33 protein-coding genes are annotated in these 25,528 nt (G+C 36.2%); 26 read left to right on the top strand and 7 right to left on the bottom strand.

Annotated elements, in window-relative coordinates; translation table 11 throughout:
- The first annotated feature begins 60 nt into the window (after positions 1–60).
- From AC6R0T_RS09575 to moaA, 3 genes are read left to right on the top strand one after another with little or no spacing between them, the layout of a single operon-like run.
- Positions 61–471 (top strand): molybdenum cofactor biosynthesis protein MoaE, encoded by a 411-nt coding sequence (locus AC6R0T_RS09575; protein WP_206905265.1) that lies wholly within the window; start codon positions 61–63, stop codon positions 469–471.
- The gene (locus AC6R0T_RS09570; RefSeq protein ID WP_206905263.1) at positions 468–710 is read left to right on the top strand and encodes a MoaD/ThiS family protein; all 243 of its coding nucleotides are present in this window, start codon (positions 468–470) and stop codon (positions 708–710) included. Before AC6R0T_RS09575 ends, AC6R0T_RS09570 begins: the two co-directional genes overlap by 4 nt.
- Before the next feature lies 1 nt (position 711).
- Positions 712–1,740, top strand: coding sequence for a GTP 3',8-cyclase MoaA (gene moaA / locus AC6R0T_RS09565; RefSeq protein WP_303754619.1), 1,029 nt, complete (start codon positions 712–714; stop codon positions 1,738–1,740).
- A gap of 263 nt (positions 1,741–2,003) precedes the next feature.
- On the opposite strand, the gene AC6R0T_RS09560 is transcribed toward moaA, so the two are convergent.
- Together AC6R0T_RS09560 and ald are read right to left on the bottom strand one after the other, a co-directional pair.
- Positions 2,004–2,585: a phosphatase PAP2 family protein gene (locus AC6R0T_RS09560; RefSeq protein ID WP_303754620.1), complete on the bottom strand. Its 582-nt coding sequence runs from the start codon at positions 2,583–2,585 to the stop codon at positions 2,004–2,006.
- Positions 2,586–2,894: 309 nt separating this feature from the next.
- Entirely contained in the window at positions 2,895–4,004 is a 1,110-nt protein-coding gene (gene ald, locus AC6R0T_RS09555; RefSeq protein WP_303754621.1) for an alanine dehydrogenase, read from the bottom strand.
- 198 nt (positions 4,005–4,202) lie between these two features.
- Here ald and AC6R0T_RS09550 point away from each other — a divergent pair, with 198 nt between their 5' ends.
- Positions 4,203–4,985: a potassium channel family protein gene (locus AC6R0T_RS09550; RefSeq protein ID WP_242595885.1), complete on the top strand. Its 783-nt coding sequence runs from the start codon at positions 4,203–4,205 to the stop codon at positions 4,983–4,985.
- 82 nt (positions 4,986–5,067) lie between these two features.
- Here the strand turns inward: AC6R0T_RS09550 and AC6R0T_RS09545 are convergent, their stop codons facing one another.
- Positions 5,068–5,769 carry a C39 family peptidase gene (locus tag AC6R0T_RS09545; protein ID WP_526159295.1) on the bottom strand — a complete coding sequence of 234 codons (702 nt, stop codon included), beginning with the start codon at positions 5,767–5,769 and terminating at the stop codon, positions 5,068–5,070.
- A 357-nt stretch (positions 5,770–6,126) separates the two neighbouring features.
- Between AC6R0T_RS09545 and rpsN the strand changes: the two genes are divergently transcribed.
- Genes rpsN through AC6R0T_RS09520 form a run of 5 tightly spaced genes read left to right on the top strand, consistent with a single transcriptional unit; the run spans position 6,127 to position 7,266 of the window.
- Positions 6,127–6,330 (top strand): 30S ribosomal protein S14, encoded by a 204-nt coding sequence (gene rpsN / locus AC6R0T_RS09540; protein WP_369598795.1) that lies wholly within the window; start codon positions 6,127–6,129, stop codon positions 6,328–6,330.
- A 31-nt stretch (positions 6,331–6,361) separates the two neighbouring features.
- Positions 6,362–6,535, top strand: a complete 174-nt coding sequence (rpmF, locus tag AC6R0T_RS09535) for a 50S ribosomal protein L32 (RefSeq protein WP_206905253.1) — start codon at positions 6,362–6,364, stop codon at positions 6,533–6,535.
- Positions 6,536–6,548: 13 nt separating this feature from the next.
- A complete protein-coding gene (locus AC6R0T_RS09530; RefSeq protein WP_206905251.1) occupies positions 6,549–6,926 on the top strand; it encodes a hypothetical protein in 378 nt (125 codons plus the stop codon).
- Positions 6,927–6,937: 11 nt separating this feature from the next.
- Positions 6,938–7,087, top strand: coding sequence for a 50S ribosomal protein L33 (rpmG, locus tag AC6R0T_RS09525; protein WP_206905249.1), 150 nt, complete (start codon positions 6,938–6,940; stop codon positions 7,085–7,087).
- Between the two features lie 47 nt (positions 7,088–7,134).
- Positions 7,135–7,266, top strand: a complete 132-nt coding sequence (locus AC6R0T_RS09520; RefSeq protein ID WP_206905247.1) for a putative metal homeostasis protein — start codon at positions 7,135–7,137, stop codon at positions 7,264–7,266.
- Positions 7,267–7,442: 176 nt separating this feature from the next.
- On the opposite strand, the gene AC6R0T_RS09515 is transcribed toward AC6R0T_RS09520, so the two are convergent.
- On the bottom strand, positions 7,443–9,380 hold the full coding sequence (locus AC6R0T_RS09515; protein ID WP_206905245.1) for an ABC-F family ATP-binding cassette domain-containing protein: 1,938 nt from the start codon (positions 9,378–9,380) through the stop codon (positions 7,443–7,445).
- A gap of 254 nt (positions 9,381–9,634) precedes the next feature.
- On the opposite strand from AC6R0T_RS09515, the gene AC6R0T_RS09510 reads away from it, so the two are divergent.
- Positions 9,635–10,270 carry a redox-sensing transcriptional repressor Rex gene (locus AC6R0T_RS09510; protein WP_206905243.1) on the top strand — a complete coding sequence of 212 codons (636 nt, stop codon included), beginning with the start codon at positions 9,635–9,637 and terminating at the stop codon, positions 10,268–10,270.
- 154 nt (positions 10,271–10,424) lie between these two features.
- On the opposite strand, the gene AC6R0T_RS09505 is transcribed toward AC6R0T_RS09510, so the two are convergent.
- A complete protein-coding gene (locus tag AC6R0T_RS09505) occupies positions 10,425–10,763 on the bottom strand; it encodes a thioredoxin family protein (RefSeq protein ID WP_303754623.1) in 339 nt (112 codons plus the stop codon).
- A 263-nt stretch (positions 10,764–11,026) separates the two neighbouring features.
- Here AC6R0T_RS09505 and AC6R0T_RS09500 point away from each other — a divergent pair, with 263 nt between their 5' ends.
- The 6 genes from AC6R0T_RS09500 to AC6R0T_RS09475 all read left to right on the top strand — a co-directional run bounded on the left by AC6R0T_RS09500 (position 11,027) and on the right by AC6R0T_RS09475 (position 14,421).
- Complete coding sequence (locus AC6R0T_RS09500; protein WP_303754624.1) at positions 11,027–11,959, top strand: permease; 933 nt, start codon at positions 11,027–11,029, stop codon at positions 11,957–11,959.
- Positions 11,956–12,810 (top strand): TIGR03943 family putative permease subunit, encoded by an 855-nt coding sequence (locus AC6R0T_RS09495; protein ID WP_303754625.1) that lies wholly within the window; start codon positions 11,956–11,958, stop codon positions 12,808–12,810. Before AC6R0T_RS09500 ends, AC6R0T_RS09495 begins: the two co-directional genes overlap by 4 nt.
- Before the next feature lie 159 nt (positions 12,811–12,969).
- Positions 12,970–13,236 (top strand): IreB family regulatory phosphoprotein, encoded by a 267-nt coding sequence (locus tag AC6R0T_RS09490; protein ID WP_016171403.1) that lies wholly within the window; start codon positions 12,970–12,972, stop codon positions 13,234–13,236.
- Positions 13,236–13,670: a Holliday junction resolvase RuvX gene (gene ruvX, locus AC6R0T_RS09485; RefSeq protein ID WP_303754626.1), complete on the top strand. Its 435-nt coding sequence runs from the start codon at positions 13,236–13,238 to the stop codon at positions 13,668–13,670. Before AC6R0T_RS09490 ends, ruvX begins: the two co-directional genes overlap by 1 nt.
- Positions 13,671–13,685: 15 nt before the next feature.
- Positions 13,686–13,997, top strand: a complete 312-nt coding sequence (locus AC6R0T_RS09480) for a DUF1292 domain-containing protein (RefSeq protein ID WP_016171405.1) — start codon at positions 13,686–13,688, stop codon at positions 13,995–13,997.
- Positions 13,998–14,220: 223 nt separating this feature from the next.
- A complete protein-coding gene (locus AC6R0T_RS09475; RefSeq protein WP_500559754.1) occupies positions 14,221–14,421 on the top strand; it encodes a helix-turn-helix transcriptional regulator in 201 nt (66 codons plus the stop codon).
- Between the two features lie 59 nt (positions 14,422–14,480).
- Here the strand turns inward: AC6R0T_RS09475 and AC6R0T_RS09470 are convergent, their stop codons facing one another.
- Complete coding sequence (locus AC6R0T_RS09470; RefSeq protein WP_303754627.1) at positions 14,481–14,618, bottom strand: hypothetical protein; 138 nt, start codon at positions 14,616–14,618, stop codon at positions 14,481–14,483.
- 179 nt (positions 14,619–14,797) lie between these two features.
- Here AC6R0T_RS09470 and AC6R0T_RS09465 point away from each other — a divergent pair, with 179 nt between their 5' ends.
- The 4 genes from AC6R0T_RS09465 to AC6R0T_RS09450 all read left to right on the top strand — a co-directional run bounded on the left by AC6R0T_RS09465 (position 14,798) and on the right by AC6R0T_RS09450 (position 18,404).
- Entirely contained in the window at positions 14,798–15,232 is a 435-nt protein-coding gene (locus AC6R0T_RS09465; RefSeq protein WP_303754628.1) for a DUF3841 domain-containing protein, read from the top strand.
- 353 nt (positions 15,233–15,585) lie between these two features.
- Positions 15,586–16,629 (top strand): DNA cytosine methyltransferase, encoded by a 1,044-nt coding sequence (locus AC6R0T_RS09460; protein WP_303754629.1) that lies wholly within the window; start codon positions 15,586–15,588, stop codon positions 16,627–16,629.
- A 13-nt stretch (positions 16,630–16,642) separates the two neighbouring features.
- Complete coding sequence (locus AC6R0T_RS09455) at positions 16,643–17,710, top strand: DUF262 domain-containing protein (RefSeq protein ID WP_303754630.1); 1,068 nt, start codon at positions 16,643–16,645, stop codon at positions 17,708–17,710.
- On the top strand, positions 17,700–18,404 hold the full coding sequence (locus tag AC6R0T_RS09450) for an MAE_28990/MAE_18760 family HEPN-like nuclease (RefSeq protein ID WP_303754631.1): 705 nt from the start codon (positions 17,700–17,702) through the stop codon (positions 18,402–18,404). Before AC6R0T_RS09455 ends, AC6R0T_RS09450 begins: the two co-directional genes overlap by 11 nt.
- Before the next feature lie 372 nt (positions 18,405–18,776).
- Here AC6R0T_RS09450 and AC6R0T_RS09445 read toward each other — a convergent pair whose 3' ends face one another.
- Complete coding sequence (locus AC6R0T_RS09445; RefSeq protein WP_303754762.1) at positions 18,777–19,667, bottom strand: DMT family transporter; 891 nt, start codon at positions 19,665–19,667, stop codon at positions 18,777–18,779.
- A 197-nt stretch (positions 19,668–19,864) separates the two neighbouring features.
- Here AC6R0T_RS09445 and AC6R0T_RS09440 point away from each other — a divergent pair, with 197 nt between their 5' ends.
- From AC6R0T_RS09440 to AC6R0T_RS09415, 6 genes are all read left to right on the top strand, one after another.
- A complete protein-coding gene (locus tag AC6R0T_RS09440) occupies positions 19,865–20,485 on the top strand; it encodes an AraC family ligand binding domain-containing protein (protein ID WP_303754632.1) in 621 nt (206 codons plus the stop codon).
- On the top strand, positions 20,476–20,610 hold the full coding sequence (locus AC6R0T_RS09435; RefSeq protein ID WP_369598793.1) for a helix-turn-helix domain-containing protein: 135 nt from the start codon (positions 20,476–20,478) through the stop codon (positions 20,608–20,610). Before AC6R0T_RS09440 ends, AC6R0T_RS09435 begins: the two co-directional genes overlap by 10 nt.
- A gap of 205 nt (positions 20,611–20,815) precedes the next feature.
- On the top strand, positions 20,816–21,493 hold the full coding sequence (locus tag AC6R0T_RS09430; RefSeq protein WP_303754633.1) for an SDR family oxidoreductase: 678 nt from the start codon (positions 20,816–20,818) through the stop codon (positions 21,491–21,493).
- A gap of 625 nt (positions 21,494–22,118) precedes the next feature.
- Positions 22,119–24,314, top strand: coding sequence for a hypothetical protein (locus AC6R0T_RS09425; protein ID WP_526159288.1), 2,196 nt, complete (start codon positions 22,119–22,121; stop codon positions 24,312–24,314).
- A 13-nt stretch (positions 24,315–24,327) separates the two neighbouring features.
- Complete coding sequence (locus tag AC6R0T_RS09420; protein WP_303754635.1) at positions 24,328–24,855, top strand: hypothetical protein; 528 nt, start codon at positions 24,328–24,330, stop codon at positions 24,853–24,855.
- Positions 24,856–24,882: 27 nt separating this feature from the next.
- Positions 24,883–25,515: a hypothetical protein gene (locus tag AC6R0T_RS09415; protein WP_303754636.1), complete on the top strand. Its 633-nt coding sequence runs from the start codon at positions 24,883–24,885 to the stop codon at positions 25,513–25,515.
- The last annotated feature ends 13 nt before the right edge of the window (positions 25,516–25,528 follow it).

The raw sequence follows: 25,528 nt of genomic DNA, 5'->3' as shown, positions 1-25,528 counted from the left end.
TTTATCAGAAAGCATTACAATACGTTCAGTATCTCACAAATTAGAAAGCGAGGAAACGTTATGGCGCTTGTTAAATTACAGACAGAACCAATTGATGTTGCCTTTTATTATAATCAATTAAAAGATCCCCGATATGGTGGCATCGTTACTTTTGCGGGTGTCATTCGCGAGTGGACCGGTGCAATCCAAACAAAAGGGATCGGCTATACAGCCTATGAAGAAATGGCAGAAAAAGAGCTTTTAAATTTAGCGACTAAAGTCGAAGCAAAAGGCGCAAAAGTCGTTTTGGTTCACCGTTTAGGAGAATTGAAAATTGGCGAAGAAGCGGTATTTATCGGGGTGGCTTGTCCCCACCGTAAAGATGCTTTTGTAGGCTGTGAATACTTAATTGATCATTTGAAAAGAAATGTTCCAATTTGGAAAAAAGAATACGATACAGATAAAGTCCGCTGGGGAGGTTTAAGCCAATGATACCCATTAAATTATTTGCTTATTTGGCTGAAGCGATTGCGCCGGAAATTAGCGTAGCACTACCAACAGAAATAAAAAAAGAAGATTTATTGGCAATTGTAGCCAAGACTTACCCGAATTATGCTGCTGAAATTGAAACTTGTAGCGTGGCAGTAAACCAAAATTTTGTGCAAGATGAAACAATCTCTTTGACTAAGACAGATGAAGTAGCGTTAATTCCACCTGTAAGTGGAGGTTAACATGACAAATGCAATGCTTATAAAAAAACAAGAAAAAACTTTACAGGATCGTTTTGGCCGCCAGCATGATTATTTACGTCTTTCGATTACGGACCGCTGCAATTTACGTTGTGTATACTGTATGCCAGAAGAAGGGCTACCATTTTTTCCCCACGAAAAAGTTTTAAGCGCTACTGAAATTATTACTTTAGTAAAACACTTCGCTAAAATGGGCATCAAAAAAGTGCGTTTAACGGGTGGCGAGCCTTTATTACGCAAAGATATACTGGAAATTGCGGCAGGAATTAAGGCAATTGACGAGATTGAAGATTTATCAGTGACGACAAATGGGCTGGCTTTACCAAGAATGGCTGCTGATTTAAAAAAAGCAGGGGTTGATCGGTTAAATATCAGTTTAGATACTTTTGATGCTAAAAAGTATCACCAGATGACGCGGGGTGGCAAATTAGAAAAAGTGCTTGCAGGAATTGCTGCTGCTAGTCAGCAAGGCTTTAAAGCTATTAAACTAAATACAGTTGTCATAAATGGACAGAATCAAACGGAATTAAGGGATTTTTTGCGTTATACGATAACTCAGCCGGTTAATGTACGCTTTATTGAATTTATGCCAATTGCCAGTCAAAAAAAGAATTGGACGCAAGGCTATGCCGGGGTAAAAGAAGTCTTTACAATTTGTCAGACTGAAGGTTGGGCATATGAAAAAATGACATTGTCCGGTAATGGCCCTTCAGAGAATTATCAAATTAAAGGCGCAAAGGGATCTTTTGGTTTAATCCACCCTGTAAGTTGTCAATTTTGTGAAAGTTGCAATCGCCTGCGAGTTACAGCAGATGGTTGTTTAAAATCTTGCCTTTATTGGGCAGATGAAATTAATTTGCGTAACAAACTAGATGACGCGGCAGCTTTTGAAGCAGCTGTGGTTACGGCTTTAAACGATAAGCCAGAAAATCATCAAATGGCATTAGATGAACAAGAAAAAGTAAAAGAGCGGCAACCTACTTGGCGACACATGAGTCAAATTGGTGGATAAGGAAAATAAAAGTAAGAAAACGACCTTTGTAAAGTTTAGCTCTTAGACTAACCTTACAAAGGTCGTTTTTTATGGTGCTTTAAAATTTACTGGGATAAAACTCATTATCGGTATTTCTAAAAACTATACTAAAAACGCAAATAAAATGCACAAGGATTTTTGAAAAGGTAATAGCGCTATAGCTTAAATAGATCTAAAGCACTATCAAACATCGAAAAAAAATAGCTTATAAAAAAGCTGTTGTGATTTTTTTGGCGCATCTTCTACACATGTGCCAGTACTGCCCACACTAATAGGGTAACTCCGCTACCAAAGAGCCAGCCTCCTAGAACATCTGTCAGAAAATGGACGCCCAAATAGATACGGGAAAATCCAATCAGCCCGGCGATTGTCACGGCTGCTGCAACCAATAAGAAGGCTAGTTGCGGATAAAGAGCCCAGCTGCCCAATGCTAAGCTGAGGTATAGCGCCGCCGAACAGGTAGCGTGGAAACTGGGAAAGCTATGGTCTGTCTCCTCGGTTAGTCGCTTTCCCTCTGGTCGTGGTCGTTTCATTCCCCGCTTCATGGCAAATGCTAGCCACCAGCTAATCGTTAAGGCAATTCCCGCCGGCCGGACTACTTTCCACCAGAATCCAGGGATCAGCGCCAGTGCAATCATCACCACCACGACGCCGGAAAAGCGCCCCAACTGGGTAAAAAAGAACATCACTTTATTTATAGCTGGACGCCGCAGGCTGACTACTTTTTCTGTCACTTGGGCATCCAAACGTTCTACTGCCGGCTGCCGTATTCCAACTGCCAACACCGCAAACAGCATCAGACATAAAATCCCTGCTATCGCCATCTCTTTTACCTCCGCTTTTTTTCTTTCTAGACTTGCTTTTTACTTTTAAACTAGTCTTTATCAAAAAGGAACTTGATACCAATTGATGCAAATATACAAGCTAACACGATATAGCGAGCACCATTTATGATCATCTTTATATAGTACTCACTAGAATCTGTTTCGCCTAAAACAGCGGGTTCAATCATTTTGTTAAGAAACAGCAAGACTAATATTCCTACTTTTTCTCATTTTATTTTCCTTAGCTATTTTTTGACAGAACATTTTTTAATAAATAATCGTATTAACTAAAGAACAAATTTTTCCTTTTTAAATTAGCGCGGACAATTCTGTATGGGGTAAATCCAAATCTTCTGCAACAGCCTGCAGGGTTAATTGCCCTTTATACGTATTGACCCCATGATACAAGGCATCGTTATATTGTAATAAATCTTCTAAATTAGTTGTTGCTAATAATTTTGCGTAAGGCAATGTAGCATTGCTTAGGGCATGAGTTGAAGTTTGAGGTACAGCTCCAGGCATGTTGGCAACAGCGTAATGAATAACGCCTGACGCAATATAAGTCGGATCTTTGTGAGTGGTTACTTTACTACCAGTAGCAAAAATTCCGCCTTGATCAATGGCAATGTCAACGATAACAGATTCATTGGGCATTGCGGCTACCATTTCTTCTGTCACCAAAACTGGAGCTTTGTGACCAGGAAGTAAGACAGCACCGATGACTAAATCAGCTGTTTTTAACGAATTACGAATATTCAGTTCATTGGAAATTAGAGTTTGAACTTGTCCGTTAAAAATATCATCTAATTCTTTTAAACGATTGATATTTACATCTAAAATCGTCACTCGTGCTCCCAAACCAAGTGCTAAACGTGCCGCGTTATATCCTGAAACGCCACCACCGATAATGACGACATTACCTTGGCGGACACCTGGAACACCCGCAAGTAAAATTCCCTTACCACCAAATGTTCGTTGTAAATATTGTGCCCCAATTTGTGCGGCCATCCTACCTGCAATTTCACTCATCGGAGAAAGTAGTGGTAGACTACCATCTGCTAATTGAACATTCTCATAAGCAATCGCAGTAACACCGCTTTTCATCAATTCAAGTGTTAATTCTTTATTGGCAGCTAAATGGAGATAAGTAAATAAAACTAGCCCTGCTCTAAAATACTGATACTCACTTGGCTGTGGTTCTTTTACTTTCATCACCATGTCGCAGTTCCAAACCTCAGCAGCATCAGTCAAAAGTGCACCAACTTTTTGATACGCCACATCAGCAATACCAGAACCCAAGCCAGCTTTCCTTTCTACTAAGACAGTGTGGCCAGCTTTCACGAGCTCTAAGACACCACTTGGGGGTAGTGCCACCCGATTTTCATGATTTTTAATTTCTTTGGCAATTCCGATTCGCATCTACATCACTCCTTTATTTTTTGAACTTTTGGCTTACGAAAAAGCAAAACGAATCCTGTGTAGCAAAATTTTATAACCAAAATACGAAATAAAACGGCCTTTTCTTACTTTCTAGTATAGAGGAATGGGAAACGATTACAAAGAAACTTTTCAAAATTATGGAAAAAAGCGACAAAATTCTTGTGAGAAAGTAAAACGATGGCTAGAATAGAAAAGACAAGAGGTGATGAAATGCTCAAAAAGTTACAAAAGAAATTGAACGAGTATAATCATGAATATCACGTTTTAAATTTAACCTTATCCATTATTTGGATTATTTTGATGCTGTTAGATTTTGCATCTGTCATTAATATTAATGAAAATCCGTTTCGTGTTGTTGATTATTTGATTTGGATTTTATTTACCATTGATTATTGTGGGCGTTTGCTTGTTGATCCAGCTAAAAAAACTTTTTTCAAAAAGAATATTTTTGATTTGATTGCGATTTTGCCCCTTAATTTCATTTTTGGAGTACTAGGACTTGCGCATTTTGGCAAAATTGCCCGTATTAATCGTATTGCCCGAATTATCGGACTATTTGGGAAGCTGTCGCGCAATAAGCGCAGTATTTTATATACCAATGGTTTTATTTATGTCCTTTATATTAGTTTAGGGATTATTGTGATTGGAGCCGGACTATTCTCTATTGCAGAAAATCGCTCTTTTGCAGACGCTTTGTGGTATGCAATTGTTACAGTTACCACAGTTGGGTATGGAGACATTGCCCCTACGACTGATGCTGGTAAATTGATTGCCGCAGTTCTGATGCTATTAGGGATTGGTTTTATCGGGATCTTGACCTCAACAATCACCTCTTATTTCAGCCATAAAAACGAAGCCATGCGACAAGTGGAAGAGGATAGTGAATTGGCTGAGTTGAAAAAGGAAATTATTTTATTACAGAATCAATTAGATCGGATTGAAAAAATGTTAAAAAAATAAAAGCTCTAAAATAATAGCCGCTAGCAAGTCAATTAAACTGCTAGCGGCTATTTTTTATACTCATTAAGACAGTAAGAAAAGCCTAGCTTTTGGTGAAAGTCCAATAATGGACAGCCTCACTTGTTAAATCTTGGGGATGAAATAATTCTTTGTAAGTTGCTTTTGCGGGCGTATCATTAGGGTCTAAAACTAAAATTTGATTGTCAGCTTCTGCTCCAAGTACCATAATATGTCCCACATCGGTAAAACGACCCGGTTTGACAGAGACGACAACGGGGATTTTTTGCCGCAAGTAGTGTTGCACACTTTGAAAATCAGTACCTAAATCATGATATTGCAGTTGGTAGTGATGAGCAAAATCACTAAAAATTTGCCAAGCAGTTCCTTGTCCGGCAACAAAATAATTATTTTGGGCCCAATTTAAAATATCTTGGGGGACGGCTTCTTTTCCTTCAAAATAAGAAAGCACCATTGTCAAAGATAAAATTGCACAGCCGTTTTGGGCTAGTGTATTGTTATCGCCACTACCATAGGTATCATTAGCCCAACGTTCGTCTGTCTGTAAAATCAAAGGTGTGGGGATCTGATTTCCTTTTAAAGTATGATTGGCTTGTTGACTATACTCCTCTTGACTAATGCTTGCACTTTGTAATGGAGTATCCTGCGTAGGGTTTATAAAAAAAAGCCAAATTACACCTAAAATAAGCATGCAAAAACCGATAAAAATTATTTGGGGTTGGCGGGATTTCTTTTTTGCCATGAAAACACCTCGCTTTTGATTCATACTGGGTTTACTCTAAAGCAAAATTTTAAAAAAAGATATCGGTCATGGGTCTGATTTACCAAACCTTAAATTTTATCAGTCGTTTGAAAGCGTCATTAAAAAAAGATACTTTCAAATAAAATGAGCGACTTAGTCAGTACAAAAGATGATAGGTGATTCATCTGAATTGAAACTCATGTTATTTAAGTGTTGACAAATTTTTTTTAAGTTGGTAATGTAATGGAGTTCAAAACGAAACGATTACGATTTATATAATGAAAAACGAAAAGAGGTAAGACAAATGGCAAAAAAATCAAAAATTGCAAAAGCAAAAAGACAAGAAGCTTTAATCGAAAAATACGCCGTGCAACGTGGGAAATTAAAAGCAGCAAAAGACTATGTTGCTTTAGCGTTGCTTTAGCCAAACTACCAAAAGACTCCAATCCCAATCGCTTGAAATTCCGCGATCAAATCGATGGTCGTCCCCGGGCGTATATGCGTAAATTTGGGATGTCCCGTATCAATTTCCGCCAATTAGCCCACAAAGGGTTAATTCCGGGCGTGAAAAAGGCTAGCTGGTAAGAAATAAACACGTGATTTGGAGGAATGAAAAATGGCAGTACCTGCACGAAAAACATCAAAAATGAAAAAACGGCTTAGACGAACCCATCAAAATTTGAAACGACCAGAAATTTCTTTTGATGCTGCTACGGGAGATTACAGACGTTCTCATCGCGTTTCTTTAAAAGGATATTACAAAGGGCGCAATGTGGCAGAGGAAAAATAAAGGAGGGAGAAGTTTGCAAATTATTTATCCGCCTTTAGTGGAAGACTGCTTTAATTATCAACAGGAAAAAAACGGGATTCTACTTGAAAAAAGTCAAATTTATAAAGATATGGTGGCTGCTGGCTTGATTACCCAAACTGGCATGCCAACTGAAAGTGCGTTGGAAAATGGCATGATTAAAGATTTTTACGAAGAAAAAGATTTGAGTTTTGAGGATTTCTTAGCTTTGTATCCTATTTTTATAAACTATGATGCAGACTTATTCCAACAAATTGATGGTTTTTGGGAAATAACTTTGGATTTTAAAAATGAATTGTTACAAGCATTAGCTGCCAACGTTTTTGACTATGATGAAACTTTGCAGCTACAAATGTATCTAGAAGAGCGCTAGGAGGTTAAAAAATGCGTCAAAATATTATCTTAGAGTCGCCGATAACAAAAGAACGTTTATATCTAACGAGTAAAAATAAACGTAACAGCCCCGAACGCTTAACGCTAAAAAAATATTCACCTCAGTTACGTCAAAAAGTGATATTTACAGAAGTGAAATAGACAGCAAATTAAGTTTTTTTAAGCTTAAAAAAATAAGGAGGAAGATGATGGAAAAAACAGATTTGGCGAGTGCCTATCGCAGGCTGAAAAGCCCCAATATTAAAACCCGTAAACGGGCGCTAAAAATAATCAAAGAATACAAACGCGATAAAATTAGAGCCTATTATGCCGTAAATTAAAAATGTCTAGCGCAATTGTCAGATTGACTTTTGTGCTAGACATTTTTTATGGGCAGAAAGTATAAAATTTTCACATGAATAAATTACTTTAAGACAAGTTTTCAAAAATATGAAGAAGGATTTCCAACAATTCTGCTCTTATTTGTAAAAAGCTGATCACGTTTAGTGGCAACCTTTTATTCGTATTCTTCTAATTCCAGGCTTAATTCTTCCCATTTTTCTAACAGCTCGTTTTGTTTACTACGGGCAACCTCTAATTTTTCATTTAATTCTTGTAGTTGCAGATGATCAGCTAAAATTTCTGGTTTTACCATTTCGGCTTCTAGTTGGTCGATTATTTCGTCTGTCTCACTCATCTTTTGTTCCACATCGCCTACTTTACGTTGTAGGCTGCGGAGAAGTTTTTGTTGTTCTTTACTTTTTTGGAAGTTTTCTTTACCAGCGGAGATAACAACGGGTGTGTCATTGTTTTCCGCAGCGAGTAGGGCGGCAATTTCTTCTTCTTCTTTTTTCTTTTCAAGATAATAATCGTAATCACCTAAAAATAACCGACTGCCTTCTGGGGACAGTTCGATGACTTTGGTGGCGATTCGGTTGATGAAGTAACGGTCATGGGAAACAAAAAGCAAAGTTCCTTCGTAGTCGATCAAGGCATTTTCTAAGACCTCTTTGTTATCAATATCCAAGTGGTTAGTAGGTTCATCTAAGATTAAAAAGTTTTCTTCATCCATTGCCAGTTTTGCTAATGCGACACGTGCCTTTTCACCACCACTTAATAAATTAATTGGCTTATCCACATCTTCACCAGAAAACAAGAAGCTCCCTAAGACATTGCGAATTTCTAATTCTGGGGTAGTAGGATGTTCATCCCATAATTCTTGTAGAATCGTTTTATTGCTATTTAAGTCTGCTTGGCCTTGATCGTAATAGCCAATGGAAACATTCGCCCCTAATTGGGCTTCACCGCGGATAAACGGAAGCTGTCCGATTAAGGATTTTAATAACGTAGACTTGCCGATGCCGTTTGGTCCGACTAAAGCAATGGCGTCTTGTCGGCGAATATCTAAGTCCACAGGTTGGGCTAAAATATCAGTGGGGCTGTAGCCAATTGCCCCATCGTTTAATTGTAAAACGACATTACCAGACACTTTATCAATATGGAAAAGAAAATGTGCTGATTTTTCTGCACCTTGAGGTCGATCTAGCCGTTCCATTTTTTCCAGTTGTTTGCGGCGACTTTGGGCTCTTTTGGTTGTCGAGGCGCGGACTAAATTTCGCGCAACAAAATCTTCTAGCTTATTAATTTCTTGTTGTTGCTTTTCATAGGCTTTCCATTCACTGGCTAATTGTGCGGCTTTTAAATCCAAATAGCGACTGTAATTGCCTTTGTAGTGAGTCATTTTATGACGACTCAACTCGTAAATTTCATTGGTTACTTTATCTAAAAAGTAACGGTCGTGAGAAACAATCAGTAAGGCACCGCTATAGTTTTGTAAATAGTTTTCTAGCCAGCTTAACGTTTCTATATCTAAGTGGTTAGTAGGTTCATCTAATATTAAAATATCTGGTTTTTGCAAAAGCATGCGGGCTAAAGCCAGTCGCGTTTTTTGGCCACCAGAAAGGTTGTTAATTTTTTGCTGATAAAAGCTTTCATCAAATTGAAAACCGTGTAAAACAGAGCGGATTTCATTTTCATAACCGTAGCCGTTACTATCAGCAAAATCGTGTTGTAATTTATCGTACTCTTTTAAGGTACTTTCATAATCACTACCACTAGGATTGCTTTCTGAAATTTTGACTTCTAAAGTTCGCATCCGCTGTTCCATTTGTCGGACCTTTTCAAAAGCGGTCAGCATTTCATCCCAAATTGTTGCCTCAGAAGTTAAGCCGGTATCTTGGGCTAGATATCCTAAGGTTGCAGTTTTATTTTTAGCGATTGTTCCTTCATCGGGGGCTTCAATGCCGGCGATGATTTTTAATAAAGTGGATTTGCCGGCCCCATTACGCCCCACCAGTCCAATGCGTGCTTTTGTAGCAATCTCTAAATGAATATTGCGAAATAAGACTTCTGCGCCAAAAAGGCGGGCAATTTGATTTGCTTGTAATAATATCATGGATAATCTTCCTTTGAATGAAATATGTCATCTGACTGTTTTTTCACAAATTTTAAAATAAAGCTAAAAAAATTAGCAAAAAAATTCAGCGTATCAGTTGTAGTCTATCATAATTTTCCTACTAGTGTATATTACAGGAGAAAGCAAAAATAAAAATTCACAAATTTGTGAGCAGAGAAATTGCATTTGCTGGTACGTCCTGTTATGATTTGTCAGTAAATTACGTGAAAAATTCACAAATGGAGGCGTACACGTTGAAAGATCATCATATCCCTAAGGCAACAGCAAAGCGTTTGCCCTTATACTACCGCTATTTGCGGATTTTAAATAATGCTGGAAAACAAAAGGTTTCTTCAACTGAACTTAGCGAAGCCGTACAAGTCGATAGTGCCACTATCCGTCGCGACTTTTCGTATTTTGGTGAGCTTGGCAAAAGAGGTTATGGTTATGATGTGGAGGCATTGATGAATTTCTTTGCTAAAACATTAAACGAAGATCATATGACTAACGTTGCTTTAGTCGGTGTTGGTAATTTAGGGACAGCCCTATTAAAATATAAATTCCACCAAAGTAATAGTATCCGCGTTAGCGCAGCTTTTGACGCAGATGAAGAAATTACTGGTCGCATCATTGACGGGGTTCCTGTTTATGCAATGCGGGACATGGTCGAGCAAATTAAAATTCAAGAAATTGATATCGCCATTTTGACGGTACCAGCAGAATTTGCACAAGGAATCGTAGATGAACTTGTTGCGGCTGGAATCAAAGGTATTTTGAACTTTACTCCAGCTCGTCTTAGCGCACCTAAGAGCGTCTTAATTCAAAACGTTGACTTAACTAATGAATTACAAACATTGATTTATTTCTTACATTCACAAGACGAAAAATAAAAAAGAAAGACCAAGTAGGTATAGCATCATTAAAAAGTTAAACTTTTTAGTGACGCTATATCTGCTTAGGTCTTTCTTTTTTTGATTAGCAGGAAAGGCTAAAAATTTTAAATAGCCTCTGATTACGCAGAAACTAAGGGAGTTTATAAAGTTATTAGCGAAAAAGTTCAGCATAATCAGGTTTTTCATCAGAAAATTCTGCGATGATTTTTGTCAAGGCAGGGTAATCGATGAAACGAGCTGAACGGGTTAATTCTTTGCCATGACTTAATAAAACGACTAGAGGTGCTGTCAGAGCTTGAAAATGACCGGCAACTTCAGGAAATTTACTCCCATCAAAATGGTAAATTGGGACATCTTTGGCAAAACGAGCTTCTAGTTGCGGTTTTACCGCCACGCAAACGCTACAGCCAGGCTGAGAGATATAGGCAATCGCTAATTTTTCTTGGTTTAATTTTTGTAATCCGCTGTTAAAATCTGTAATTTGGATCATTCACTCACCTACTTTTCGTTGTTTTCATCTTTAATGTAAGATTTTGGTCAATAAAAGTCAAATCAGCTGTTTTTCATTTGAAAAGGTAAATGAAAGCTTAATTTTTTTGCGACAGACTTGTGAGATTTTACGAAAAAGCGTATATTAAAGCGACGAAAAAACAAGCTAAAAAAATTATTTTCTGCATTGACCCCTATATGAAGGGTTTTTCTTTTTGCTGAAACAACAAATTTACATATTGAAATAGCTAAAGGAGTCTTTTAATGTTTAGTCATTTACCTGATTCAATCTTACAAATGAGTATGATTTTTTTATCAATTGTGATTGAAGCTTTACCTTTTGTTTTATTAGGCTGTATTATTTCCGGTGCACTTTACGTTTTTTTAACACCTGAAAGGGTACAGCGCCTATTGCCACAAAATAAATTGGCCGCAATTGCAGTAGGGTGTGGTTTGGGCTTTTTCTTTCCTTCTTGTGAATGCGGGATTGTGCCGATAGTCAATCAGTTTGTTAAAAAAGGAGTGCCCAATCATACAGCCTTTGCTTTTATGCTAACAGCACCGATTATTAATCCAATTGTCATTTTTTCTACTTTTATTGCCTTTGGAAATTCGATGCGGTATGCATTTTTACGCGTGATCGGCAGTTTAATTGTTGCTATGGTGATTGGCGTTTGGTTGGCTTATTTTAACCAACAAAGCATTATTAAAGACGCAAACTTGCAACAAGCTGTGGCAAATGTCAGTCATAGCCATCATCATGAAAAAAGTGCTCATAATCAAACGAAGAAAACATTTACCCAGCAGGTAGGTCATGTATTAGAACATAGCGTAGATGAATTTTTTGATACTGGCCGTTACTTAATGATTGGTGGTCTAATTGCCGCTGCGATGCAAACGTATTTACCAACTGGGGTTATGTTGACCTTAGGTTCAAATAAAATTTTAGCAGTCGTTGTGATGCTGTTTTTAGCTTTAGCGATGTCTCTTTGTTCAGAAGCGGATGCTTTTATTGGTTCTTCTTTATTAAGCTTGTTTGGTACAGGGCCAGTTGTCGGCTTTTTGGTCTTTGGTCCGATGGTGGATATTAAAAATCTTTTAATGATGAAACGCTATTTTAGCGGTCGCTTTATCGCGAGTTTAGTCGCAATTATTGTTGTCTGTGTAACAGGCTATGCATTGGTGGTGTCCTTATGATTCGCTTTTTAATTTTAGCTGGTTATTTTGAGTTGATGATGTATTTACAAGTTTCTGGTAAACTCAATCAGTTTATTAATGTTCACTACAGTTATTTGGCTATTTTGTCCATGATTTTGTCTTTTGTCTTGGCGATGGTGCAATTGGTTTTGTGGGTGAAAGCTGACGGTAAAAAAGAAGACTCCGTAGAACATAGTCATGAAGAGGGGATAGAACACGAGCACGGTCTGAAAAAAAGACACCAACGCGTAATCGCCTATATTTTATTAGCACTACCGGTGATTGTCGGGACTTTTTTTCCAGTGGTCAGTTTAGATACCACGATTGTTCAGGCTAAAGGATTCCAATTTCCGATTAGTAAAGAGTCTGTGGGAGATCCACAAATGCAGACCCAATATCTACAGCCTAATACAAGCATGTATTACAATAAAACTGAATACCAAAAACAAATGGATAAATTAATGAAAAAGTATGATAAATCTGGTATATTAGCCGTTACAGAAGAAAACTACCTAGAAATAATGGAACTGATTTATAATTACCCAAGTGAGTTTATTGGGCGCAAAATTAGTTTTGACGGTTTTATTTATCATGCCAAACAAGATCAAAAAGAAGACGATTTTGTTTTTCGTTTTGGGATTATTCACTGCGTTGCCGATTCAGGGGTTTTTGGTCTACGTATTCATTTACCAGCGGGATCGTCTTTTAAAAACGACCAATGGGTGCATATCGAAGGGGTTATTCAGAGTAATTTTTATCAACCTTTAAAACGGGAATTACCAGTGGTACAGACGATGAAAACAAGTACAATCACAGCCCCTAAAAATCAATACGTGTATCGCTCATTTTAACCACTTTTTTAGCGAAAAAAATGTTAAAATAAGAAACAGATTTCATAAAAAAAACATATTCCTTTGTTAGAGTAGGAAATGTAGACGCTTTGTTTGTAGTTTCAGACAAGTTTTAGTAAAATGAAATGTAGCAATAGTTAGAAGAAAGAGGTGTTAACTGTGGGTTTTACAGATGAAACAGTACGTTTTGATTTTGACGATAGTCGCAAAAAAGAAGTAAGTGAAACGTTGGCCATTGTTTATCGCGCTTTGGAAGAAAAGGGCTACAACCCAATCAACCAAATCGTAGGTTATTTACTTTCCGGCGACCCGGCCTATATACCTCGTTATCGTGATGCCCGTAATTTAATCCGCCGTCATGAAAGAGACGAGATTTTAGAGGTCTTAATTCGTTATTACCTTGGCAATCATGGGATTAGCCTGTAATGCGGATAATGGGATTAGATGTCGGTTCAAAAACTGTTGGTGTTGCAGTCAGTGATTTACTTGGTTGGACTGCACAAGGGGTAGAAATTATCCGCATCGATGAAGCCAATGGTGAATTTGGATTTGATCGCATCAAAGAGTTGGTATCCCAATACGAAGTAACGCAATTTGTTGTGGGCTTACCAAAAAACATGAACAATACGATTGGTCCGCGAGCCGAAGCATCACAAGCTTATGGTAAAAAATTAGAAGAGTTATTTCACTTGCCAGTTTTTTATCAAGATGAACGCCTAACCACCGTTCAAGCTGAGCGGATGCTTGTAGAACAAGCCAATACATCACGGGCAAAACGGAAAAAGGTTATCGATAAGTTAGCCGCCGTGATGATTTTGCAAAATTATTTAGATCGCAGCGACACAAAGTCGCCTTTATAGGAAAGAGGAAAGCAGATGACTGAACATAACCACGACCACAACCATGATCACGAAGGACACGAACACATTACGTTAGTAGACGATCAAGGTAACGAAACGCTTTACGAAATTTTATTAACAATTGATGGACAAGAAGAATTCAAACGCAATTACGTTTTATTGTACCCAGCAGGTGCATCAGAAGACGATGACGTTGAATTACAAGCTTATGCCTACATCGAAAATGAAGATGGCACAGAAGGCGAATTGGAACAAATCGAAACTGAAGCTGAATGGGATATGATTGAAGAAGTCTTCAATACTTTCATGGCTGAAGAAGAAGAATAAGCTTTAAATGCTAGCTGAACCCTTGGTAGATAAGGGTTCAGCTTTTTTGTGTTTTGAATTGAATACGTTCTGTTAGAAATTTAGAAGTTCTACTAGCTTCTCTATGGTTTTTCTTTGGTTTATTTAGTTAGACGATTATAAGAAAAAGGACTAATTTTAGTCCAAAAGGTGTGCTATTCTTGAAGGAAGAAAAGTTAATTGATTAATTGATAAATAAGATGTAATCGGTAGCAATATCAGACGAATCCGATTAGAAAAGGGAATGGGACAGACTGAACTGGTGCGAGAACTACAGCTCAGTAAAATCGCTATGACAAGAGAAACATTGGTTAAGATTGAAGGTGGTCGGCAACATATTAAGCTGGATCAATTGAGGGCTGTTAGGGATATTCTACAGGTATCTTATGAAGATTTGCTTCAATGACTACTTGTAGTCAACGATTACTGATTCGTGAAGCAATGTTAAACATGGGAGAGTAATCTTTATTGGTTATCTGCTTTACTTGATTCATTTGGATTATAAGTGTCCTTTTTGAGGTTATCTGAGAGTTTCTTATACTCTAACTCAAATGTTTTTTGCCATTCTTTTACTTTTTTTGGATTTCTTTTTGATATATTCATCGACTTTGCTCATTTTGGCTACCTCATTTCGCTGTTCAGGATAGTATTAGTATATCCTGATATTATCCGTTAGTGAAGAAAACCCATGTACAATTAAAGTTGAGTTCAATTGAATGAAAAAGTATGCCAATTTCAAATTGGTAAATGACTATAAGTAGTCAAAAAAAGGTGGTGAATAAATGAAAGTGTACACGGTTCAACCAGTAGATTTTTTACAATCTGTTGATTCAGAAGGATTTATTTATCCAAAGAAATGCTATACTGAATTATCTGTCTTTTTTGATAATCCGAATGCAGTTGGTGCACTTCATTGGCTTGAAGAAGAGTATACGAAACGAATTCAGTTACCATTGGATCGAGACTTAATTTGGTTGTGGCGAGATACCTGCCATTTAAAGTATGCTCGTAAAGATAATTTTACAGATTTTAGCAAATACAATTTTTACTGTTTTGAAATTCCTATTGAGTTTTATAGAAAAAACATTTTATGGTCAAGGTTTATAGAGTGGCATGAACCGTTGAATCATGAGTGGGAGACTGATGAAGATCAGGAATTTGAGCATATTTTTGATATTCCGAAACATCCGGGGTACGGGGGGATATACAAGGGGTAACGACAAGGTTGCACAAGGATTGGATAAAGAAAATTACTCGCAATTAAAGGTGACTACTTGTAGTCTTTTGAATAGAATTCTTAATGTTACACTCTTATGTATCACGAATGAATACTGGTATGATAGTAAATAGGGTGTGTAACGTTAGGGTATACTCAAGTATTACAAGTGTATTTTAGTTTTTAGATAACGTTTAACACATATAAAATTTTTGAATTATATTTTTAAATCGTCTATCTATTGTTCTTTAGCTATTATTGATATAATGACTCTGAAAAATAAAAAAATTGAGATGTGATGATTTTATGAAAAATAAGTCTTTATCAGAAAATGATAAATAGGGGGGTGATTGTTTGAAGATTTCTACTGTAGATTTATTTTGTGGTGTTGGTGGGCTAACTCGTGGATTGCTTGATTCAGGCATAAATGTTATTGCAGGAATTGATGTTGAAGAAAAATGTAAGTATCCTTATGAAAGTAACAATGGAGCAAAATTTATCCATGCTGATATTAAGAAAGTAAATTCTGATGAGGTAATGAGTCTGTATCCCAAAAATACTGATATAAAAATGCTTGCAGGATGCGCACCTTGCCAACCATTCTCTAGTTATAGTTACAGGTATAAGGGTATAGATGCTTCAGAAAATAAGTTAGATTTGTTGTCTCACTATGGACGGTTAGTTAAAGATATTAAGCCAGAAATTGTTACAATGGAAAATGTTCCACAGATGTCTAAAGAGCCTATTTTTGAAGAATTTCTTCAGTTATTAAAGAGTTTAAAATACAAAACAAATTGGTATATTGTGAATGCAACTGATTATGGTGTTCCGCAAAGCAGAAAAAGATTGGTATTATTAGCTTCAACTTTAGGCGAAATTAAATTAATTCCTCCTACTCATGATAGAGATAATATGCCAACAGTCAGAAAATTTATTGAAGGTCTTCCCAAAATTGATTCTGGAGATGTTTCTAGACTGGATTCTATGCATAGGGCTGTAAAATTATCAGAAGTAAATCTAAAAAGAATTAAGCAGTCAAAACCGGGAGGAACATGGAAAGATTGGGATGAAGACCTAGTACTAAATTGCCACAAAAAAAGTAGTGGAAAATCCTATACGTCTGTGTATGGGAGAATGGAATGGGATAAACCAGCTCCTACTATCACGACTAAATTTTATGGTTATGGAAACGGTCGCTTTGGTCATCCTGTTCAAAATAGGGCAATCAGTTTGCGAGAAGGGGCTTTACTTCAAACCTTCCCAAGAGAGTATAAATTTTTCGATGAGAAAAAATCTATCAATATAAAGGATTTAGGTGTATTCATCGGGAATGCCGTTCCGGTAAATTTGGCAAAAGCAATTGGAGTGTCAATTCAAAAAAGTCTTGCGTGTTTATAAAGGAGGAATTATTTTGGCACTTGATGAAATAAGGAGAGAGGCCGCTTTAAAAGAAATAAACAAACTACAGAAACGGATTGATTACGATACAAGAGATTTTCCAATTTCCTTTATAGTAGAGCAATTCTTAAATGAAGATTATTATATTCCTGACTATCAAAGGGAATTTGTCTGGCCAGAAGAATATAAAGCGAGGTTTATAGAATCTTTGATATTGGGTTATCCGATTCCATTGCTTTTCTTAGCTGATACCGCTGAGGGTAGACTGGAAATTGTAGATGGAGTGCAGAGGATATCTACTCTTTCAGATTTTTTAGACGATACTATTATCCTAAAAAAACTGACAAAATTAAGATCCTTGAATGGGTTTAAATTTAGTGATTTACCTATATCAGAACAAAGAAGATTAAAGTCTAAATCATTACGTGTAATAGTATTAAGAAAAGATACAGAATTAGAAACAAGAACAGATTTATTTGATAGGTTGAATACTTCAGCATATTCTGCGAAGAATGCTGAGGTTAGAAGAGGAGCGTATAAAACTAACGCTTTAATGCAGTTAATCAATAAGCTAGCACAAAGTAAAGAATTTTCTGATGTAGTTTATTTATCTGATAACAAATTGAAAAGGCGTGAAGATACAGAATTAGTTTCCAGATTTTTTGCATATTTGAATAACTACCAAAATTTCGTGCACAGTGTAACTACGTTTATCAATGAATACATTGTTGAAACAGGCAATAACTTTGATAAAAAAACATCAAAAGCGTTTGAGGACGAATTTAAGCGTGTAATGAAATTTGCTAAAAAGTACTACCCTAATGGATTTTCTAAAGTTATGGGAAATAATAGAAAGGATACTCCACGCGTGAGATTTGAATCTCTTGCGGTTGGAACAGCTTTGGCTTTACGAAAAAACCCTAATTTATCACCATCTAAAGAATTAATTGAAGACATTCTTTCCTCAGATGAATTTAATCAGCTTGTGACAAGTGATGGGAGCAATAGCAAATCTAGAGTAAGAGCACGTATAGAATTTATAAGAGATGCTTTGCTAAGGGGCAATTATGGTGCAAGATAGAAACCTGTATTTTGAGAAAAAAAAAGAACTAAAATTTTTTATCCATTCCTTAACTACTTTGTATGAAATGAACGATAATCAGACTAGTCCATACACTTTTTTTTTAGCAGAGAATATCAAAAAACGACAAAACTACATTTTTGAAGATTTTTTAGTTATTTTGAAATCTAATTCATTCATAATGATATACAATCTTGTTGAGTCTACGATTAAAAACTCAGTAATCTATATGTATGACGAGATAAACAAACATAATATTCGATATTTGGACGCTAGAGATGAGATAAAAAGAATTTGGTTTAATTATCATTTTAAAGATAATGTATCAAGCGTGGATAAATTGAAAACAGTCTCACAAGTGCTGATTGATGAAATTATATCTGAAAAGGATATTTTTCTTGATTTTGAACAATTCAAATTGTCTGGAAATGCAGATTGGCGTGTTATAAAAAAAGCGATGTCAGAACACGGAATGATTGTTAATTCGGATAAGACTAATCCGCACGCAAGTTCTATGAGAACCGTAAAAGACAAGCGAAATAGTCTAGCTCATGGAAGTGAATCCTTCATTGATTCAGCAAAAGATTTTTCAGAGAGGGATATTCAACGAATTGCTCAAGATACTTTTACGTTACTAGAATATGTGATGGACGAAGTTGATAAATATATTGAAAAAGAAAAGTATAAAATTTGATTTTTGTATAGGAATAAATTTTATGGTTCGTTTATTTTATAGTCTGCATAGTATTTTGATACATGCAATAGACTTTTATTTCCTGTTAAAAACACGCCACGCAACTTGAATACGTTTTTGAATACGATTAGAAAACCAATCAAGGTGATTTATCATCAATAAAGTGATTAGCTCTATTCAAAAATCATTGAAATATCAACTATCTTCAATTATCATCAATGAACTTAACTTCATGTCCGAAGAAGAAGAATAAGCTTTAAATACTAGCTGAACCCTTGATAGATAAGGGTTCAGCTTTTTTGTGTTTTGAATTGAATACGAGATTGAATACGTTTGACTAGTGATTGAAAGGTTCTTTTAGTTATAAAAAAATTATAGTGTTTTTTGTAAAAATAAAATCGCGCCTAACACAAGTAGAAATCCAATAAATTCAGGTAAAGAAAATCGTAGCTGAAAGATAAAAATTGAGAAGACTGTGGCAAGTATAGGTTCAAAAGCGGTCAAAACACTTGCTAAAGCTGAAGAGATGTAGCGCAAACTGGATAGATAGATTAAAAATGAACAGGCAGTACCAAAAATAATGACAATAAAAATTTGAAGGACAGAAGCCAACGTGACCATTCCGTCAACGTTCCAAATCGGGTGGATGATGTTGGCGGCGATACCGCCTAAAAGCATTCCCCAACCAACAACTGCGATGCTTCCGTGTTCTGCAAGTAGCCGGCGCGGTTGAATGGAATAAAAGGCTAATGAAATAGCCGAGCCAATTCCCCAAAGGAAGGCCGCTGGTGAGGCGATTAAATTTGCTAGCTTTCCTTTGGCGGCAATTAGTGTGACGCCCAACAAAGCAAGTAAGATGAGATAAATTGTTTTTTTCGCCGGTAGCATTTTCGTCTGCAATGCTGTATAGAAAATGACGAAAACCGGACCGATATATTGAACAATTGTCGCAAAAGAAGCGCTACTGAGCTCGATAGTTTTGAAATAAGTGAATTGCACCAGATACATTCCTAAAAGTGAAAATGAGAGTATTGAAATAAAATCAGTCCGATGTTTAAAAGGCCAAGTCAGTGCATCTTTATTTTTAATCCGGGCGATCATAAGTAAAAGAAAACCTGCAAGTAACATTCGTGTTGAGACAAGCCAAGTTGCGGAAAAATGAAACTGGTTAAATAGAATTTGACCAGATATTCCTGAGATAGCCCATAATGCGGCCGCAATACTGGCATAAAGAATCCCAATCGTTTTTTGATTTTTTAAAATGGTCCGTCACTCCTTTTTTAATATCTGTTAGTATATCAGTATAATGTTTATTTACTTTGTTTTCTAACAGTTTTGAGGACGATAATAACAGTATTGGGTATAAAGGAGCTAGTATGTATTTTCAAGTTGATGATAATAAAAAATAAGCGACACAGCATGTAACCAAAAATCTTCCACTTGCCATTTATCAGCGGACCTTGATAAAGGAAAGACACGATGCGATAACTTTACACTGGCATGAGGAATTTCAATTGGTTTGGGTCTATTCAGGAACATTGCTGTATAGCGTCGATGGAAAAGAATTTTTACTTCACCAAAACGAAGGCATTCTCATTAATACTTCTAAAATACATGGGGCAATCCCAGCTACATCAAAAGTAGAATATAGCTGCATTGATTTTTCTCCATATTTTATCAATAAAGAAATTTACCAGAAAAGTATTGCGGAATATAGCAAGAAATCTTCTTTTTCCTATCGATTCTTAGCTATAACTACGCGAAATTTAGAAATTCTGAATAGCCTTAAAAAGAATGTAAATGATATTAATTATCTGGATGTCTATGAGTTGTTAATTAGTAGTTTAAATAATATCGATAAAAATCAGTATCTGACGAATCAGGAGGAAGAGACGATTATTTATCAATTACTGGATTATGTTCATAAAAATTTTCAAGAACCAATTACAGTGCAAGCTATTGCACAGACAATTCCAATAAGTAAGAAAAAGTGTACCAACTTGTTTAACAACTATACCCATCTTTCACCAATCAATTACGTAATCGACTATCGCCTAAATCAGGCGAAAAAATGCTGTTAGAGACCCAACAGGATGTAGTCGAAATTTGTTTTGCAACAGGCTTTAACAATGTTAGTTACTTTATAACGCGTTTTAAAGCGAAATATACGCTGACGCCATTTCAGTTTCGTAAACGCTTTGGCTAAGCTGTGTTTTTATCTGGAAGTGCGAATAAAATCGTATCTTTCTAGTAAAAATCTTTCGTTTAATTTGCTTAAAGTCTAATGAAAAGGAATTTATAGGTTAAATTGCTATAATAAAAAAGAAGGTAGAAAGAGGTAACAGTAATTTTTGAATTCTAGCTAAAGCTGTTATCAAACTGTTTGTAAACGCAAGAAAGAAGGAAGTAAGATGAAAATTTTAGTAGTAGGTGCAAATGGGAAAGTGGCAAGACATTTTGCCAATCAGATCAAAGAACATCCTTTTCTACAAGAAAAAGCAGTCATTCGCAATGAAGAACAAATTCCATTTTTTAGGGAACGGAAAATTGAAACAGTACTATTGGATATCGTCAATAATTCTATCGAAGAGTTTGCAGCTGCCATGAAAGATGTGGATGCTGTTGTTTTCAGTGCTGGAGCAGGTGGCAAGGGCTTAGATAAAACGATTATGATCGATTTGGACGGCGCAATAAAAATTATGACAGCAGCTGAAATTGCTGGCGTTAAACGATTTGTCATGGTTAGTACCTTTAAAACGGGGCGCAAAGAAATTAGCCGAGAAATTAAGGAAAACTCTTCTTTGACCGTTTACACAATTGCCAAAAATTATGCCGATGAATGGTTGAAACATCGTACCAATCTAGACTGGACGATTATTCATCCAGGTTCTTTAACCAATGAAGTTGGAACAGGCAAAATTAAATTAGCAGACAATCTAACAGGAGAACTTGAAAAAAATACGATTCCAAGAGAAGACGTGGCAACCGTGATTCTGGCAACACTGGAAAATGACGTAACTATCGGAAAAGAATTTGAAATTGTTTCTGGCGATAGCTCAGCTTTTGAAGCTATCAAAGGGCTTAATTAACTTTTCCTCTGAATAGAAAAAACGATACAGGCAGTGCAAGATTTCTTGCACTGCTTTTTTTGTGTGAATAGATTTAATTTTTTGTCCAACAGGGAAGGTTATATTACATCTGCATAATAGCTTTTTTGAAGCTAAACCGCAATTTTAGCGTAAGACGTAGCAACAATAAGCTAGTGGGAGAGTTTCCTATCAAACTAATCATTTTATTATTTTTATCTTTAAATAACGATTTTAAAAATACTTATCACTGATTATAAAACGAAATTTATTTTGCGTTAAATTTAAGAAATTTTTCCTTGATAGTTGACTGACTATTTTTTGAATCATCAAAAAATTTGTGAATAAAGTTTTTTTCATAAATTTTATTTTATATTAAAACTTAAGGGAAGGTAAATTTTTGTTTTGTGAATATTTTTCAGAAATCGTGCTAAAATATAAAAGCGCTTTATTCAAAATATTTTATTTTTTTTGCGAATCTAGATAAAATAATAAGTGTAATTAATAAAAAGTAATCGGCTTTAAAATTATTGAAAAAAAACAAGAAAATTTAATGGGAAGTTGGTGAATTATGAAAAATACTTTTATTGTACTGTTGTCGGCTTCTTTGATTAGTACATTTGTATTCATGAATGGTCCAGTAAATGTTGCTGTTTCTGAGCCAACCAACGCAACTTCAGAACTTTTAGAGAGTACAGCCAGTCAAGAAAGTACTTTTAATTCAGCCAATATTCTGAAGGAAACAAATTTCTCAAACACAAATGGGACAAATGCAACAACGACAATTGAATCCACAACAGAGACGACAACAAAATCAGACAGTACCACCCCTGATACATCTTTAGAGAAAACTAAAAAAGTTACAACTTTTGCTGCGACAACTGACGCTGTGGCAGATGGAAGTGAAGGAAATCCTTATTTAGTTGCGACATTTGCTGAGTTAGAAGAAGCAGTAAAAAAAGCGATACCTTCAGGTTCAGATGCACTTTATATTCAGCTAACAGCGGACCTCAAATATAACAGTGAATCACTAGCATACAATAAAAATACTGTAGTGAATGGTCTGAAAGATCCGAGTCTTGATGCAACAGACCCAGGCAACCACTATGCAATTTTGTATACAGGAGATACCACCAATAATTCTAAAATCACGGCCTCGGGTCAAATAAAATTGACTTATAAAAACATTAATATTGGTAATAGCGAGTACCCTGATAATACCTATTACGGATTTGTTCAGCTTAATAGCGGAAACAATACTTTTGAAATTGAAAATATTTACTATAATGTTCGAAACGGTGCGCAACCTTTTTATGCTGGCGGAAGTGGGAATAGTATCATTTTTAAAGGAGTGAATACATTCATATGTGATGGTCAAACACATGGTGGCGAATTTTCTGAAGGCTATCAAAATATAGTGTTTGAGTCTGGCAGTAAAACTACCATTTTTCATGATTCCAATGGAGGTACAGCACTATTTTGGGATGATCCGATGAGTATTTCATTACTTGAAAATTCAGTAGTATCAATTAAATCAAGTAAACGAAGATTATTCTTTGGTGGTAACTTCTCAATTGATATTGCAACAAATGCTGCTTTTTCTTTTGAAAAAATTGAACCAACAAATAATAAAGAATCCGGCGCTACGGGTAATAATGAGATTTCTAATGGTGGAGACGTAAATATAAATGTTGGTCAAAATACTACTACCATCTTTTCTTCAGCTTATTGGCCCATTAACATGCAAACTACTAACATAACGGCAAATGAGCCAAACTTTATTCTTTTTGATTTCCCCATAGAAAATAAAAATTTCATGGCTGGAACTATCAATTTAACTAGACCACAAATTGAAACACCCACAAACTACCAGCTTAACTATCTTAATAATGGAATTGTTAACCCACTTGTATCACCATTTTTACTGAATCACACAGAGAGAATAACGACTTCAAATCCAAGTGGAACTAATCAAGGCTTGATTTATGAACAAGACCTCTCCCTTACCGGCGTTACTGGAACTCCGAACGCGTCGGTTTCTGAAAATAAAAGTCAAATTGAAGCTGACATAGGCGGCTTTGTCCCTAATGATCGTACATTAACAAGCGTTGATTACCTGCTATCTAAAAAATCACTTCACGGAGATGGTGACATCAATTCTACTGATGTACAACAGGCAATATTAGACGCATTTAATTCCACTGACAGTTCCTACCTAAGAAAAACAGTTACTCTCACTACCGAAAACACAGATACAAGGACTATTTTTGAAAATCTAGCAGGTGGTGATTATTATCTATATGCACGAGCCACAGGGGAAATTACTGCGGGATTCCCATCCACTACTTTATGGGTGACTACTGCTTCTGAACCACTATCTCTTGCAAAAGTAATCAACACAGACATCCCTATAAATATGATATTCAAAAGTCCTACTACAGTATTTGGCAAAGCTGAAAATGCAGAGGAATATGAGTTTATCAATAATAGTAACATTCCAATCGCAGTAGACTTGACGAAAGTTGCTCGCACCGATGAGTCAGATTCAACCGTTAAGCTAGCAACATCTTTGGCGCAAATAGATACTTACAAATTATTGCTAAACCTAGCGACAAATTATACAGATGAAACAAATAATCCGTTAGTTTGGGGACCACTCACTGAGGGGCCAATTTCTGAAGATAGCAAAGCCATACTACTAGAACCATTCTGGGAGACAGATAAGAATCAAGCGGAAGTTTATCTCACCGGAAATTATTCTGGCCCGGTTTCAGAAGTTAAAAAAGTCGCCTACAACTTTACCTTTACGATTTCAGCGCAATAGGAGGAGATAAAAAATGGAAACGAAACAAGAAAATAAATCAAAGAAACGTATCTTATGGCTTTTACTTTTATTGCTTGTAGCTATTGGTGGAATAATTACCTATCGCTATTTTACGCACAAAGATGAAGTCCCTGTTTCTATTGTCAGTGGTGATTTTCTTCCCGATGGTAAGGATGCGCAGAAAATTTCAGAAGAAGAGATGGCGAAATACGCTCAGGCTGCAGTAGATGCTAGTAATTTTAATATGGTAATTGCATCTGAGGCTACGGTCAATGAAAAAACTGCTATGAGTGAGTTGTTTATTCAAAATCCGCCTAAGAATGCTTATCCTGTTAACGTGGAAGTACGCTTGGATGATGGTAAGGACTTAATCTATACTTCTGGCGCTATCAAGCCCGGAGAGGAGATTAAGCAAGCTAAACTAGAAAAAAAATTGACAAAAGGCGTTCATAAAGCAACCGCAACATTTAGCTTATATGATCCAGAAACAAAAGAAAAGCAAGGACAAGTCGCATCGGGATTAACCTTAATGGTGAACTAATAAAAAATGAAAAAGGAGCACGAGTATATGAAAAAGAAAGTGATTGCAGGACTGCTGTTAAGTAGCTGTGTATTAGGAGCAGCAATGCCGGCGTTTGCACAGGACGGGACGGAAGCTGACCTACAGAAGAATTATAGTGGTCAAAACTCAGTTGAAATCGAAGTAAATGGAACACTCGGAGCTGATAATAAAGATCCTAATGCCACTATTCCTGAAGGTGATGATAACTGGATTAACGTGACAGTACCGACAAAAACGATTTTTTATAATACTGCTGCGGACCCAGTGATTAAGTCACCAGATTACAAAATCACAAATAATTCGGGACGACCCGTGTCAGTATCACTAGAAAAATTTGAAAATGACGCTACTAATATTAGCCTGCCATTACCAAGTAGCTATTCTTTAAATTTACTAGTCGAGGGGGGAGATGGAGTTATACCAAGCATTGCGACCTCTGATACTTCCACTGATTTTACAACTGCTACACATCTGATTGATTTAGCAAATAAAGATGGACGCATGAAGTTGGCTGACGAAAAAGATACAAGTTCGAATGTGGCGACATTCAGATATACTGGTACTGCAACTGCTACTACCCAAGTACAACCAAAATACACCATGACCCTCAAATTTACTACTGTCACTAATTGGAACTAGCCATACTGGAGAA

Source organism: Enterococcus sp. S86.2, assembly GCF_059834485.2.
This window is presented reverse-complemented; position numbering and strand designations above follow the sequence as displayed.

What these genes read in the sequence shown, in the direction of transcription:
- AC6R0T_RS09575 (WP_206905265.1), top strand. Translation starts at nt 61, where the DNA reads ATGGCGCTTGTTAAATTACAGACAGAACCAATTGATGTTGCCTTTTAT.
- AC6R0T_RS09570 (WP_206905263.1), top strand. Translation starts at nt 468, where the DNA reads ATGATACCCATTAAATTATTTGCTTATTTGGCTGAAGCGATTGCGCCG.
- moaA (WP_303754619.1), top strand. Translation starts at nt 712, where the DNA reads ATGACAAATGCAATGCTTATAAAAAAACAAGAAAAAACTTTACAGGAT.
- AC6R0T_RS09560 (WP_303754620.1), bottom strand. Translation starts at nt 2,585, where the DNA reads ATGGCGATAGCAGGGATTTTATGTCTGATGCTGTTTGCGGTGTTGGCA.
- ald (WP_303754621.1), bottom strand. Translation starts at nt 4,004, where the DNA reads ATGCGAATCGGAATTGCCAAAGAAATTAAAAATCATGAAAATCGGGTG.
- AC6R0T_RS09550 (WP_242595885.1), top strand. Translation starts at nt 4,203, where the DNA reads ATGGCTAGAATAGAAAAGACAAGAGGTGATGAAATGCTCAAAAAGTTA.
- AC6R0T_RS09545 (WP_526159295.1), bottom strand. Translation starts at nt 5,769, where the DNA reads ATGAATCAAAAGCGAGGTGTTTTCATGGCAAAAAAGAAATCCCGCCAA.
- rpmF (WP_206905253.1), top strand. Translation starts at nt 6,362, where the DNA reads ATGGCAGTACCTGCACGAAAAACATCAAAAATGAAAAAACGGCTTAGA.
- rpmG (WP_206905249.1), top strand. Translation starts at nt 6,938, where the DNA reads ATGCGTCAAAATATTATCTTAGAGTCGCCGATAACAAAAGAACGTTTA.
- AC6R0T_RS09520 (WP_206905247.1), top strand. Translation starts at nt 7,135, where the DNA reads ATGGAAAAAACAGATTTGGCGAGTGCCTATCGCAGGCTGAAAAGCCCC.
- AC6R0T_RS09515 (WP_206905245.1), bottom strand. Translation starts at nt 9,380, where the DNA reads ATGATATTATTACAAGCAAATCAAATTGCCCGCCTTTTTGGCGCAGAA.
- AC6R0T_RS09505 (WP_303754623.1), bottom strand. Translation starts at nt 10,763, where the DNA reads ATGATCCAAATTACAGATTTTAACAGCGGATTACAAAAATTAAACCAA.
- AC6R0T_RS09500 (WP_303754624.1), top strand. Translation starts at nt 11,027, where the DNA reads ATGTTTAGTCATTTACCTGATTCAATCTTACAAATGAGTATGATTTTT.
- AC6R0T_RS09495 (WP_303754625.1), top strand. Translation starts at nt 11,956, where the DNA reads ATGATTCGCTTTTTAATTTTAGCTGGTTATTTTGAGTTGATGATGTAT.
- ruvX (WP_303754626.1), top strand. Translation starts at nt 13,236, where the DNA reads ATGCGGATAATGGGATTAGATGTCGGTTCAAAAACTGTTGGTGTTGCA.
- AC6R0T_RS09480 (WP_016171405.1), top strand. Translation starts at nt 13,686, where the DNA reads ATGACTGAACATAACCACGACCACAACCATGATCACGAAGGACACGAA.
- AC6R0T_RS09470 (WP_303754627.1), bottom strand. Translation starts at nt 14,618, where the DNA reads ATGAATATATCAAAAAGAAATCCAAAAAAAGTAAAAGAATGGCAAAAA.
- AC6R0T_RS09465 (WP_303754628.1), top strand. Translation starts at nt 14,798, where the DNA reads ATGAAAGTGTACACGGTTCAACCAGTAGATTTTTTACAATCTGTTGAT.
- AC6R0T_RS09435 (WP_369598793.1), top strand. Translation starts at nt 20,476, where the DNA reads ATGCTGTTAGAGACCCAACAGGATGTAGTCGAAATTTGTTTTGCAACA.
- AC6R0T_RS09430 (WP_303754633.1), top strand. Translation starts at nt 20,816, where the DNA reads ATGAAAATTTTAGTAGTAGGTGCAAATGGGAAAGTGGCAAGACATTTT.
- AC6R0T_RS09425 (WP_526159288.1), top strand. Translation starts at nt 22,119, where the DNA reads ATGAATGGTCCAGTAAATGTTGCTGTTTCTGAGCCAACCAACGCAACT.
- AC6R0T_RS09420 (WP_303754635.1), top strand. Translation starts at nt 24,328, where the DNA reads ATGGAAACGAAACAAGAAAATAAATCAAAGAAACGTATCTTATGGCTT.
- AC6R0T_RS09415 (WP_303754636.1), top strand. Translation starts at nt 24,883, where the DNA reads ATGAAAAAGAAAGTGATTGCAGGACTGCTGTTAAGTAGCTGTGTATTA.